This is a genomic window from Streptacidiphilus sp. EB129 (assembly GCF_041262645.1).
Lineage (GTDB): Bacteria > Actinomycetota > Actinomycetes > Streptomycetales > Streptomycetaceae > Streptacidiphilus.
On sequence record NZ_JBGCCS010000007.1, the window covers coordinates 304,162 to 316,154 of the forward strand.

13 protein-coding genes are annotated in these 11,993 nt (G+C 73.0%); 2 read left to right on the forward strand and 11 right to left on the reverse strand.

Annotation, left to right across the window (positions count from 1 at the left end; translation table 11 throughout):
- The first annotated feature begins 2 nt into the window (after positions 1-2).
- Positions 3-1,706 carry a penicillin-binding transpeptidase domain-containing protein gene (locus ABH925_RS12175; RefSeq protein WP_370147419.1) on the forward strand — a complete coding sequence of 568 codons (1,704 nt, stop codon included), beginning with the start codon at positions 3-5 and terminating at the stop codon, positions 1,704-1,706.
- A gap of 59 nt (positions 1,707-1,765) precedes the next feature.
- Here the strand turns inward: ABH925_RS12175 and ABH925_RS12180 are convergent, their stop codons facing one another.
- The 11 genes from ABH925_RS12180 to ABH925_RS12230 form a co-directional block, all read right to left on the reverse strand.
- Complete coding sequence (locus ABH925_RS12180; RefSeq protein WP_370147420.1) at positions 1,766-2,257, reverse strand: VOC family protein; 492 nt, start codon at positions 2,255-2,257, stop codon at positions 1,766-1,768.
- Positions 2,258-2,384: 127 nt separating this feature from the next.
- On the reverse strand, positions 2,385-3,716 hold the full coding sequence (locus ABH925_RS12185; protein WP_370147422.1) for a glycosyltransferase 87 family protein: 1,332 nt from the start codon (positions 3,714-3,716) through the stop codon (positions 2,385-2,387).
- Positions 3,717-3,801: 85 nt separating this feature from the next.
- Positions 3,802-4,500: a response regulator gene (locus ABH925_RS12190; protein ID WP_370147424.1), complete on the reverse strand. Its 699-nt coding sequence runs from the start codon at positions 4,498-4,500 to the stop codon at positions 3,802-3,804.
- Between the two features lie 80 nt (positions 4,501-4,580).
- Complete coding sequence (locus ABH925_RS12195) at positions 4,581-5,954, reverse strand: sensor histidine kinase (protein ID WP_370147425.1); 1,374 nt, start codon at positions 5,952-5,954, stop codon at positions 4,581-4,583.
- 110 nt (positions 5,955-6,064) lie between these two features.
- On the reverse strand, positions 6,065-6,985 hold the full coding sequence (gene rbsK, locus ABH925_RS12200; protein WP_370147426.1) for a ribokinase: 921 nt from the start codon (positions 6,983-6,985) through the stop codon (positions 6,065-6,067).
- A 67-nt stretch (positions 6,986-7,052) separates the two neighbouring features.
- Entirely contained in the window at positions 7,053-7,400 is a 348-nt protein-coding gene (locus ABH925_RS12205) for a penicillin-binding transpeptidase domain-containing protein (RefSeq protein WP_370147427.1), read from the reverse strand.
- Between the two features lie 44 nt (positions 7,401-7,444).
- Positions 7,445-7,813 carry a hypothetical protein gene (locus ABH925_RS12210; RefSeq protein WP_370147428.1) on the reverse strand — a complete coding sequence of 123 codons (369 nt, stop codon included), beginning with the start codon at positions 7,811-7,813 and terminating at the stop codon, positions 7,445-7,447.
- A gap of 153 nt (positions 7,814-7,966) precedes the next feature.
- Positions 7,967-9,394 (reverse strand): ATP-binding protein, encoded by a 1,428-nt coding sequence (locus ABH925_RS12215; protein WP_370147429.1) that lies wholly within the window; start codon positions 9,392-9,394, stop codon positions 7,967-7,969.
- Positions 9,395-9,408: 14 nt separating this feature from the next.
- Positions 9,409-10,131: a response regulator transcription factor gene (locus ABH925_RS12220; protein WP_370147430.1), complete on the reverse strand. Its 723-nt coding sequence runs from the start codon at positions 10,129-10,131 to the stop codon at positions 9,409-9,411.
- A 178-nt stretch (positions 10,132-10,309) separates the two neighbouring features.
- A complete protein-coding gene (locus ABH925_RS12225) occupies positions 10,310-10,570 on the reverse strand; it encodes a hypothetical protein (RefSeq protein ID WP_370147431.1) in 261 nt (86 codons plus the stop codon).
- 157 nt (positions 10,571-10,727) lie between these two features.
- Entirely contained in the window at positions 10,728-11,213 is a 486-nt protein-coding gene (locus tag ABH925_RS12230; RefSeq protein ID WP_370147432.1) for a helix-turn-helix domain-containing protein, read from the reverse strand.
- Between the two features lie 278 nt (positions 11,214-11,491).
- Here ABH925_RS12230 and ABH925_RS12235 point away from each other — a divergent pair, with 278 nt between their 5' ends.
- Positions 11,492-11,707 carry a hypothetical protein gene (locus ABH925_RS12235; RefSeq protein ID WP_370147433.1) on the forward strand — a complete coding sequence of 72 codons (216 nt, stop codon included), beginning with the start codon at positions 11,492-11,494 and terminating at the stop codon, positions 11,705-11,707.
- Positions 11,708-11,993: the final 286 nt, after the last annotated feature.

An 11,993-nucleotide genomic window follows, 5' to 3' on the forward strand; every position in this document is an offset into this window, starting at 1 on the left:
CGATGAGGCGTGGCGTCAAGATAGGCGTGGTGAGCGGCACCTGCGCGGTGCTGCTGGCCACCGGCGGGTACGGGGCGTACAACCTCGTCCACGCCGTCACCGGCAGTACGACCGGCGACAGCGCGGCGGCGGCCGACCAGGCGGTGCAGAGCCCCACCCCGCCGAGCGCGGCCGAGGCGCTGAAGCGGGCGCAGGACTTTCTCGGCGCCTGGCAGGCCGGACCGGCCCACTACCCGGGCGCTGCCAGTGACACCAACAGCCCGGACACCGCGCAGACCGCGCTCACCGGCTACCACGACGGGCTGCAGCTGGGCTCGATGACCTTCGGCGGGGTCGCGGCGGCGGGTCCCGACCCGGCGCAGAGCGCCGCGACCAGGGTGGCCTTCACCGTCACCGCGCAGGTCAAGGGCGGGACCTGGAGCTATCCGGGGCAGCTTGACGTGATCCAGAGCAAGGCCGGGAACACCTCGGTGAGCTGGGCGTCCAGCGTCCTCTACCCGGCACTGAAGGACGGCCAGTCGCTGACCGCGGGCGCGATCTCGGCCCAGGCGGCCGGGGTGGACGTGGTCGCGAAGGACGGCCGGACCAAGCTGTCGGCCTTCCCCTCGCTGACGGACATCGCGGCCACCATCGGCCAGCATGGCGCCGGCTCCGCAACCGGCAGCGGCAGCAGCACCGGCACCGGCGGCACCGGGGTGCAGATCGTCGACGCCTCGAACGTGCCGGTGCAGACGGTGAAGGTGTTCACCGCGGCCCAGGGCGCGGCGATCACCACCACCATCGACCCGGTGCTGCAGGCCAGGGCCGAGAGCGCGGTGCGGAACGCGGTGCTGAACGGGCTGCCCGCCTCGACGGTGGTGCTGGACTGGCGGACCGGGCACATCCTGGCCCTCGCCTACGCGAACACCGGCGGGGACGGGAACACCGCGATGCTGGGGCAGCTCGCCCCCGGGTCCACCATGAAGATCATCACGGCGGCGGCGCTGTTCGACCAGGCCGGGCTCACCCCGTCCTCGGCCGCGCCCTGCCCGGCCACCATCGCGGCCGCCAACAGCGTGTTCAAGAACGACTTCGCCGACCCGCACCCCGGCGACACGGTCACCACCGCGTTCGCCCGGTCCTGCAACACCGCGTTCATCAAGCTGGGCTTCGACAAGCTGGTGCAGCACAACTCGGACACGCACCAGCTGGGCCAGGAGGCCACCGACGTCTTCGGGCTGAACGGCAGCTGGTCCGTCGGCGGCGGCGTGGCCACGACCGACGCCAAGGTGCCGACCAACACCGACCCGGCCACCGCCGCCGCCGACCTGATCGGCCAGGGCAGCGTCACCATGAACCCGCTGGCACTGGCCTCGATCGCGGCGACGGTGCGCGACTCGGCGTTCCGGCAGCCGGTCATCCTGCCGGGCCAGCCGCAGGTGGTGGCCGGCCAGCAGATCTCCGCCGGCACCGCCCGCGAGCTGCGGACCCTGATGTCCGCCGCCGCGCACGACGCCGAGGGCACCGCCACACCGCGGCTCGGCGGCTACGGTGACGCCGGCGCCAAGACCGGGACGTCCGAGGTCGGCCAGAGCAGCATCACCACCAACGGCTGGTTCACCGCCTACAACGACCACATCGCGGTCGCGGCGCTGGTGCAGGGCGGCAGCAGCGGCGTCGGCTCGGCCGGCTACGTGGCCGCCGCGCTGATCACCGCCACCGAGTAGCCGCGGGCCCGGGCACCCGCGACCGCTCGTGCGGGTGCCCGGCCGGGGCCGGTGACGGCTCAGGTCGCGGAGCCGGCCGCCGCGCCGGTGGCCAGGTCGGCGCCCCAGCGGGCCAGCGCGGCGTCCAGGTCGAGGCGGTCCAGTCCGGCCTCGGTGGGCCACTGGTCGCGCGGGACCCGCCACATCACCTCGAACTCGATGCCGTCGGGGTCCTTGGCGTAGAAGGACTTGCTCACGCCGTGGTCGGTGGCGCCGACCAGGGAACCCCGGCGGCGCAGCTCGGCGCCCACCTCGGCCAGCTCGCCGAGGGTGCCGACCTCCCAGGCCAGGTGGTAGAGCCCGGCCTGCCCGGGGACCGGCCCCGCTGCCTGGGCGCCGACCGAGAACAGGCCGAGGTCGTGGTCGTTGAGGGTGCCGGGGGCGCGCAGGAAGGCGGCCCGGTCACCGATCTCGACCGCGACCTCGAAGCCGAAGACACCGGTGTAGAAGGCCACGGACCGGGGGACGTCCCGGACGTACAGCACGGCGTGGTTCAGACGGCGGACGGGCATGGCTGGCTCCTGGGAGTGGGTCGGTCGCCTCGGGGGCGGTGGCTGTCTCAAGCAATGGCTGTCGACCGACACAACAAAGTCTTCCCAGGAAAGTATTCCCGGGGCACTCCTCCCCACGGCGCTCCGGTCAGCTCCGCACCGGCAGCGGCACCTCGGCCGCCGGCAGATTGTCGTCCTCGGCGGCCAGCTCGGCCGCACGGGTGGCCAGCCGGGGCCAGAGCACCAGCAGGATCGGCAGCTCCAGGTAACCGAAGCGACCCGCGGGGGCCAGCAGGAAGGCGACCGCCACGCCTGCCGCGAGCCGGTCCGCCGCCGCGGTGACACTGCGCGGCGGCCGCAGCACCAGCCAGAGCGTGACCAGGGCGCCGCCCAGCGCGAGCAGCGCGAAGGAGGCGAGCCGGCCGCCCGGGCCGAGCTGGGCGAGCAGGTGCCCGGGGAGCGGGCTGTCGGCCGGGGTGCGGACCGAGGAGAGGCCGAGGGGGAAGCGGATCACCTGCTCCAGCACCGCGTGCGGGGTGATCAGGACTCCGGGCGCGATCAGGACTCCGGCCAGCGTCAGGCTCACCGCCGTACAGCGCAGCACCGCCCGGCGGCCGTAGAGCTGGGACAGCAGCAGCAGCGCGACCGGCAGGGCGGGCCAGGCGGTCCACTTGATCGCGCAGGCCAGGCCGAGGGCGAGCCCGGCCCGGGCCGCGTAGCCGCGGCCGGCGAAGGCCAGGCCGAGCAGGCAGCAGCCGATCAGCGGCAGGTCCACCCCGCCGGTGTCGGCGACCAGGGCCACCAGCGGTGAGGCGGTGACCGCCGCCAGCGCCACGCCGCAGGCGGGCACGCGCGGCGAGACCAGCGGGCCGAGCAGCCGCCAGGCGCCGACCAGGCAGCCGGTGAACACCGCGAGGAACCACACCCGCGCGTCGCTCAGCACCTGCGGCAGCCACCAGGCGTGGCCCAGCAGCACCCGGGGGATCCCGAACAGCGCCATCGCCGGCAGGTACGGGTCGTAGCCGTTCACCTGGTGCGGGTCCGGCAGATAGGGGCTGCCGGTGTGCAGCATCTGCGCCGCGGAGTACTGGACGACCGGCACCTCGCTCTGCGACCAGGCCTTGACCAGCATCAACGCCATCGGCAGCACGATCGCGCCGAGGAACGCCAGCCCGGTCGCGGTGCGGGCGAAGTGGCGACGCGGCAGGAACGCGGCCGCGCAGGCTGCCAGCAGGTAGCCGATACCGGCGATGACGCCCCAGGTCCGCTGCGTGCCCAGGTCCGACACCAGCGGGAAGCTCCCGGCCCAGGCGGCGCAGACGAGACTGCCCAGCACCCACGGGAGACGGCGGGTGTGCAGGGGTGCGGCGACGCCCCGGTCCGCCGCCGGAAGCCGGCCCGCGCGCGGTCGCGGCAGACGGAAACGCGTGGCGGCGCGGTCGGACCGTTCCTTGTCCCGTGGGACATGAGTCGTCGTCACAGTTGTCCACAGTAGGAAGCGGGACCCGTCGGTGTCGTCACGCTGGAGAGTGGAACGCGCATCACCCTGAAGGATGGCCTGATGCTCATCGTTCCTCGCCGACGATGCCGACCAGGCCGTTCTCGTAGGCGAACACCACGGCCTGGGTCCGGTCCCGGAGTTCCAGTTTGGCCAGGATCCGACCGACATGGGTCTTGATGGTCTGTTCGGACAGGAACAGTTCCTCGGCGATCTCCGAGTTGGACAGTCCCCGGGCGACCTGCCGTATCACGTCCAGTTCGCGCACGGTGAGTGCGGAGACCGCCTCCGGACGCAGGGCTCCGGAGCGGCGGCGGCGGGCCACGTCGTCGATCAGCCGGCGGGTCACCGAGGGGGCCAGCAGGGCCTCGCCGGCGGCGATCACCCGGACCGCGTTGACCAGGTCGCGGGCCGGGGCGTCCTTGAGCAGGAACCCGCTGGCACCGCGGGCCAGCGCCTCGTAGACGTACTCGTCCAGGTCGAAGGTGGTGAGGATGAGGACCCTGGGGGCGGTGGTGGCCGGCCCGGGCGCGCCGACGATCCTGGCGGTGGCGGCCAGGCCGTCCATGCCGGGCATGCGGATGTCCATCACCACCACGTCCGGCTTGAGCTCGGCGGCCAGTTGGATGGCCCGGATGCCGTCCCCGGCCTCGCCGACCAGCTCGATGTCGGGAGCGGAGGAGAGCAGCGCGCCCAGGCCGTCCCTGACCATCTCCTGGTCGTCGACCAGCAGCACCCTGATCAGCCCTGCCCTGGTTTCGTCCATACGGTGCTCCCCCGTGGTCGGTGGTCGTCCCGGCGCCCGGGTCGGTGGGGTTCGGCGGGCCGGCGGCCCGGCCAGCCCGGTCAGCTCGCGCGCTCGTCCACGGCGGCCTCCGGCGGCAGGCCTCCACGCGGCGGCGGCACTCCGTCCAGCGGCAGTTCCGCCACCACCTCGAAGCCGCCGTGTTCGCGCGGCGCCGCCCGCAGCGTGCCGCCCAGCAGTTCGGCGCGTTCGCGCATGCCGGTGAGCCCGTGGCCGCCGTTGCCGCCGGGGGCGGGACCGCCGCTGGTGCGGCCGTCGTCGGCGACATGGACCTGGACGCATTCGTCGGTGCGCAGCACCTCGATCTCGACCCGGGCGCCCGGGGCGTGCCGCCCGGCGTTGCTCAGCGCCTCCTGCACGATCCGGTAGACCGAGACGTCCACCACGGCCGGCGCCGGTTCGCGGCCGAAGGAGAGCGTGAGGTCGACCTGCATCCCGGCCTGCCGGGCGGCGCGGACCATCTCCGGGATGCGGTCGATCCCCGGCTGCGGCGCACGCTCGGCGTTCTCGTCGTCCTCGCGGAGCAGGCCGATGACCCGGCGCATCTCGGTCAGCGCGGTGGTGGAGGCCTCGCGGATGGCACCGAAGGTGCGCAGTGTCTGCTCCGGCAGTCCGGGCTGCTTGTACGGGGCGGCCTCGGCCTGGATCGCGATCATCGACATGTGGTGTGCGACCACGTCGTGCAGTTCCCGGGCGATCCGGGAACGCTCCTCCAGCACCGCCTGCCGGGCCAGACCGGCCCGCCGCTGCTCCTCGGCGGCGACCAGATGCCGTTCGGCCTCCTGGCGGGAGTGGATCGCCTCGCCGAGCACCACCACCAGGGTGACCACCACCGCGGCCACCGCCAGCACCACCGGCGGCAGCCGGACCAGCGCCACGGCCGGCAGCAGTACCGCCCCGGCGGTGAGCAGGTCGACGCCGACGGCGACGTCCCGTCCGTAGACCTGGGCGGTGACGAACAGCAGCACCACGTAGGCGATGCAGCCGCTGACCGGCCAGGGCCAGAACGGGGTGGGGGCGTGGCCGATCTCGGCGAAGGTGGTCAGGGTGAGGCCGACCGCGGAGATCCGCCAGGCCGCGAGCGGCCGGTAGGCGGCCAGCAGCAGCGGGAAGACCTGCAGCGAGGCGAGCGCCCAGGCCATGCTGCCGGGGACGATCTCGCTCAGCTGGACGTTGGCGGTGATCGCCAGGACGAACACGACTCCACCGCCGAAGGCGGCGAGGGCGTAGCGCAGACGGGTGTCGACCGGGAAGCGGATCAGCTGGACGCGCTGGTCGGGTGCCGCCCAGGCGGTCTGCCGCAGCAGTTGGGCGAGGTGGCGCACCCGGCCGAAGCCGGACCGGACGGTACGGCGTGCCGCGTCCCGGACAGGCGTGTCGGTCGGCGGGGATACGCTCCGGAGGGCTCCGTCCATGGTGGGTCGAGCTTAGTCGGCGGGGCCCGGATCAGCGCCGCTGTCGGTGTCGTCCGATTGAGGGAGTCGGCCGCGACGCCCTCTCGACGGACCGTCAGCGCGCATGCCTTTCAGAAGGCGTGGCCGAGCAGCTTCTCGACCTCGGCGCGGGTCGGCAGCGAGGGTTGCGCGCCGGGGTGGGTGGTGGTGAGCGCGGCGGCGGCCGCGGCCAGCCGGACGGCCTCGTGCAGCGGGATGCCCTCGGCGATGGCACAGGCCAGGGTGCCGCAGAAGGAGTCGCCCGCAGCGGTGGTGTCCACGGCGGTGACCGGGAACGGCGGGATGAGGAGAACAGCGCTCTCCTCACAGAGCAGCGCTCCGTCGGCGCCCAGGGTGACCACGACGGCGGCCGGGCCGCGCAGGGTCCGCGCGGCGTCGGCGACGGCATGCAGATCCGGCAGCGGGTGGCCGACCAGTGCGGCCAGCTCGGTGCGGTTCGGCACCAGGATGTCCACCATGCCCAGCAGGTGGCTGTGGTCGGTCCGGTGGTCGGCGGCGGCCGGGGCGGGATTGAGGATGACGGTGCCGCCGGCCAGCCTGGCAGCGGCCTCGACGGTGGCGTAGGGGATCTCCTGCTGCAGCAGAACGACGTCCGCGTCGCGGAGCAGCGCTCCCGACGCGGCGCAGTGCTCCGAGGAGAGAGCACTGTTCGCACCCGGGCTGACGATGATCGAGTTCTCCCCCGAGGCCCGGTCCACCGCGATCAGCGCCCGCCCGGTCGGCGCGGACTCGTCCGTGAGCACCCGCTGGACGTCCACGCCCTCCCGCGCCAGCGCCGCCCGCAGGAACGTTCCGGCCTGGTCTGCACCCACCCGCCCGACCATGGCGACCTGCGCACCGAGCCGTGCGCCCGCCACCGCCTGGTTCCCTCCCTTGCCCCCCGGATGCTCAGCCAGCGCCCCACCCAGCACGGTCTCCCCCGGTACCGGATGGTGCGGCACTGGAACGACCAGATCGAGATTGACGCTCCCCACGACTGCGATCATCGGCATGGCATCAGCCTAAGAGGCTCCGTCGATTTGTGCGGCACATGACCAGCCGGCGACCGGATGTCTGCCGCTACCCGTTCAGCACGGCCTGCATCACGGCCCTGGCGATGGGCGCGGCCAGGCCTCCGCCACTGATGTCGGCGCGGTCGGCGTTGCTGTCCTCGATCACCACCGCGACCGCGACCGGCGCGGCGGCGTTCTCACTCGGCCTGGCGTAGGCGATGAACCAGGCGTACGGGGTACCGCTGTTGTTGACCCCGTTCTGCGCGGTACCGGTCTTGCCGCCGACCACCGCGCCCGGGATCGCCGCGTTGCCGCCGGTGCCGTTGGCGACCACGTCCTCCATGGCCTGCCGGACCTGCGCGGCGACCGCCGCCGAGATCGGCCGACCGAACCGCTGCGGCCCGAAGCTCTCCACGGTCGCCCCGTCCGACCTGGTCAGCGAGCTGACCAGCTGCGGTTTCAGTTGAGCCAGTTCACGAAGCGGCTGTGGACGTGCGGTTCGACCATGGCCACCAGGCCGACCGCCGCGCCGACCAGCACCAGGCCGACGGCGATCCAGCCGACCCGCCCGGTGGCCACGTACAGCATCATCACGAACATGCCGAAGAAGAGCAGGCAGGCGAGGTGCCCGAGCAGCGCGAGGACGCCGAGGCCGAGCGCGTAGCCGACGGTGTCGGCGGGCACCCGGCCGTCGATGGCGCAGCCGACGTCGGCGTAGCCGAAGGCGGCGATCAGCACCGCGAGGACGACCAGCAGCAGCTCGGTGCCGCGGCGGGTGGGGACCCGCGACAGCGGGGCGGCGCTCCCGGCTGCGATGAGCTTGCGCACGGGCATCCCTTGCTTCGACGGGTCGTGGGCCCACAAGGAATCTAGCGAGGGATCAGCAGTTTGTCCGATTTGTCGCCCCGGCGTGTTCGCCGAGCCGGTCCCGCCCAGCCGGTCCGTCGAACGGATCAGGCGGTACCGGCACCGGGCCCGAGGTCAGCTCGCACCACGGAGGGTGAAGCCGATCTCGGCGCCGCCCTGCGGGCGGTTGCGCGCGAAGACCGTACCGCCGTGACTCTCGGCCACCTCCCGGACGATGGCCAGACCCAGGCCGGAGCCGGGCAGGCTGCGTGCCGCGGTGGCCCGGTAGAAGCGGTCGAAGACCCGGCCCAGATCGGCGTCGTCGATGCCGGGGCCGTGGTCCAGCACGGCGATCCGGCCCGGCTCCACCCGCAGCACGATCGGGGTCGGCTCGGGCGCGAACTTGGCCGCGTTCTCCACCAGATTGGTCATCGCCCGCTGCAGTGCCCCGGCCCGCCCGGTCACCAGCAGCGGCCGTCCGGGCACCGCCGAGCGCACCACCACGGTGATCTCCCGGCCGGTGCGGCGCCGGGCCAGGTCGGCCACCCGCTCGGCGAGCGCGTCCATCTCGACCTCGGTCGGCGCCTCGGTCTCCCTGCGGTCGGCTGCCAGTTCGACCAGCTCGTTGACCAGCACGCTGAGCTCGCGGGTCTCCGTCGCCAGGTCCTCCATCAGCGACACCCGGGACTCCGGCGGCAGCCGGTCCAGCCGGGGCAGCGCGGCGATGTTGGTGCGCAGCGAGGTGAGCGGGGTGCGCAACTCGTGCCCGGCGTCCTGGACCAGACGGCGCTGGTCGTCCTTGGAGCGGGCCAGCCGCCCCAGCATGTCGTCGAAGGCCCGGCCGAGACGGCCGATCTCGTCGGCGCCGCTGCGCGGCACGTCCACGTCCAGCTGGCCGGTGGAGGCGACCTGTTCGGCCGCTCCGGTGAGCCTGACCAGCCGTCGGGTGATCCGTCCGGCGAGCCACCAGCCGGCCGCGCCGGCGGCCAGCACCACGGCGGTGGCGAGCAGCGCGGTGCGCTCCAGCAGCGTGTCCAGCAGGTCGTCGGTGGCGCTCAGCCGCTCCGAGAGCTGGACCGCCCCGCGTACCCCGCCGAGGGAGACGGTGACCACCCGGTAGCGGTCGCCACCGGTGTCCTCGGTGACGTCGTGGACCTGTCCCGCCGCCCGCTCCCGGGCCAGCGCCATGTCCTTGGCGTCGACCGGCAGCGGATCGGGTTTGCCGACCTCGACCACCGAGCCGTCCGGGCCCAGTACCTGGATGCCGATGTCGCCGGACTGGGTGAGCCGGTCCTCCAGCTGGTCGTGGTTCTGGTTGGACGGCAGGAAGTCGGAGGGGTAGAGCGGCGACTGGCCGACCGCCACGAGCAGGGTGTCCAGCGAGTTGGAGAAGTCCGAGGCGCGGTCGTGCCGGATCAGGTTCGCCGCGGCGTCGTAGCCGAGGCCGCCGACCAGCACCGCGACCAGGGCGGCGACTCCGGCGAAGGCCACCGCGAAGCGGACCCGCAGGCCCGCCGGGATCGGCAGCCGGGACAGCAGGGAGGGGCCGGGCGCGGTGCTCACGGGGTGCTCGCGGCTCACGGCTCGCGCAGGGTGTAGCCGACACCGCGGACCGTGTGGATCAGCGGCGGCGCGTCCCGCAGCTCCAGCTTGCGGCGCAGGTAGCCGATGTAGACGGCGAGGTTCTTCGATCCCGGGCCGAAGTCGTAGCCCCAGATCCGGTCGTAGACCGTGCTGTGGTCCAGCACGATCCCGGCGTTCCGGGCCAGCAGCTCCAGCAGGTCGTACTCGGTACGGGACAGCGCGATCTCGGCGTTCTGCCGCCAGACCCGGCGCGCGGTCGGGTCGATCCGCAGGTCGGCGACCTCGATCACGTCGTCCAGCGGGTACGGGTCGCGCCGCGCGGACGGCGGGTCGGCCGGCACCGGCACCGGCAGGGCGCGGCGCAGCAGCGCCCGCAGCCGGGCCAGCAGCTCGTCCGCCTCGAACGGCTTCACCATGTAGTCGTCCGCGCCGGCGTCCAGGCCGGCCACCCGGTCCGAGGTGTCCACCCGGGCGGTGAGCATCAGGATCGGTGTGCGGTCGTTCTCGGCGCGCAGCACGCTGCACACCGCGAGCCCGTCGATGCCCGGCATCATCACATCGAGGACGATCACATCGGGGCGCTCCTTGTGGACCGCCGCCAGCGCCTGGATGCCGTCGGCGACCGCGGTCACCTGGTAGCCCTCCAGGGTCAGCAGGCGCACCACGGCATCACGAATGGCCCGGTCGTCCTCGGCCAGCAGTACTGTCGACGTCACGGCGATGATTCTCTCCGGGGAGCATGAGAGGGCGGTAAGAGCACCCCCTGGGGTCGCTCCAGTGTCGCTGACGACCGCGCCGACCGGGAACCTCCCGCACGGAACCCCCGCACCGGCCCTCCCGGCGGCCGGACCGCGCGGCCGCCCAGCCCCGTGGGCGCTCAGCCGGCGTCGACGCTCAGCCGCCGTGGACGGTGAGCACCGCGCCGTCGATCTCGATCCGGCGGGTACCGGTCAGGTCCCCGCGGCGCAGCGCGTCGAGGCAACGTTCGAACAGCAGCATCTCCTCGCCGTCGAGGACGGCGGCGGCCAGGTCGAGCACCTCCGCCAGACCGGCGTCGGTGAGTTCGGCGGGCAGCTCACCGGACAGCAGCACGACCGACTCCCCGCTGCTGCCCCGCACCACCGCGGTGGTGGGACCTCCCTGTACGACCAGCACGGATCCCCCCTGGTCCCGGGGGTAGCGTGCGGCTCACCTACCCCGTTCAGGGGCTGACGCTAGCCGCATATGCCGGCCCGGGCGCCGGACAAGCACGATGTTCGCTCCAACCGGTCATATCCCGACATCTGTGGAACCGGAACGGGCGGAGCCTGCGTCAGAGTGGGCCGTCACCGCGCCCTTTGCGGTCGAGGAGCGATTCCACCAGCGCGGCGACATGGCGGCGATCGTCCACCGACAGCTGCTGCAGGCTGGCGATCAGCACGTCCACCTCCGGGTCGGCGGCCCGCGCGGCGGCGGTGCCGGCGTCGACCGCGGCGGCGGTGCCGGCGTCGACCGCGGCGGCGGTGCCGGCGTCGACCGCGGCGGCGGTGCCGGCGTCGACCGCGGCGGCCGGCCCGGCGGCGTAGAGGTGGATCCCGCAGGCCTCGGCAGCGGCGCGGCGGATGGCGTCCAACGGCAGTTCGAGCCCCCGCGCCAGACCCTCCAGGGTGGCCGGGTTCGGCATCCTGACCAGGCGTTCCGTGGTCGCGAGGTGGTGCACGGTGGAGCGCGGGATACCGCCGCGACGGGCGGCCTCGCCATAGGACCAGCCCTGCCGGTCCAAGCGCTCTCTCATCAACTGCTGCAGGGCGTTGGACACCTGGCTGACGCCTCCTGACGGCGGCCCCTTCGGCCGCCTGTGGGGCTCCGATTCTACGGCGATCACCCCTCCGGACACCCCGTCAGGTGCTCCCACCTGGCCATATCTCTCTGTTACCAGTCCGTTGCAGAACGTTGTGGCCGAACCGCTTGCGGCGTCCGACGAAGCACGACTAGTGTCCAATCTCGTTGGACAAGACGTCCGACCGAGTTGGACGGAAGCCGGGGGGAACCTCCTCCGTCCGATCGCAACCGGCTATTCCTGAGGGGGAATTGACCATGCTTGAGCCGCACGAGCTGGACGCCGAATCAGCGGAGCTGCTGCCCGGCCGCGAGGCCCTGGGCAAGCTGAAGTTCAGCTTCACCAAGACCGTCAACGTCACCAAGCACGTGGCCAACGTCAGCGCCCACAACCAGTCCTTCGCCGGCAACTGGGACTCCTGCGGCGCTGCCGCGCAGTCCGGTGCGGACCAGGCGATCAGCCTCCACCAGTAGTCGCTCCCCTCGGCACCCGGCGGACGCGCCGGCACGCGGAGCGCCGCGCACCTGCACGACCTGCACGACCTGCACGACCTGCACGAACGCACCACACGCGACACCACTCACACCAGGTTCGACCACCAGAGAGAGGCACCATCATGAGCATGGACATGCACGAGCTCGACGCCGAGTCCGCCGAGCTGCTCCCCGGCCGCGAGGCCCTGGGCAAGCTGAAGTTCAGCTTCACCAAGACCGTCAACGTCACCAAGCACGTGGCCAACGTCAGCGCCCACAACCAGTC

What these genes read in the sequence shown, in the direction of transcription:
- ABH925_RS12180 (WP_370147420.1), bottom strand. Translation starts at nt 2,257, where the DNA reads ATGCCCGTCCGCCGTCTGAACCACGCCGTGCTGTACGTCCGGGACGTC.
- ABH925_RS12175 (WP_370147419.1), top strand. Translation starts at nt 3, where the DNA reads ATGAGGCGTGGCGTCAAGATAGGCGTGGTGAGCGGCACCTGCGCGGTG.
- ABH925_RS12195 (WP_370147425.1), bottom strand. Translation starts at nt 5,954, where the DNA reads ATGGACGGAGCCCTCCGGAGCGTATCCCCGCCGACCGACACGCCTGTC.
- rbsK (WP_370147426.1), bottom strand. Translation starts at nt 6,985, where the DNA reads ATGCCGATGATCGCAGTCGTGGGGAGCGTCAATCTCGATCTGGTCGTT.
- ABH925_RS12235 (WP_370147433.1), top strand. Translation starts at nt 11,492, where the DNA reads ATGCTTGAGCCGCACGAGCTGGACGCCGAATCAGCGGAGCTGCTGCCC.
- ABH925_RS12190 (WP_370147424.1), bottom strand. Translation starts at nt 4,500, where the DNA reads ATGGACGAAACCAGGGCAGGGCTGATCAGGGTGCTGCTGGTCGACGAC.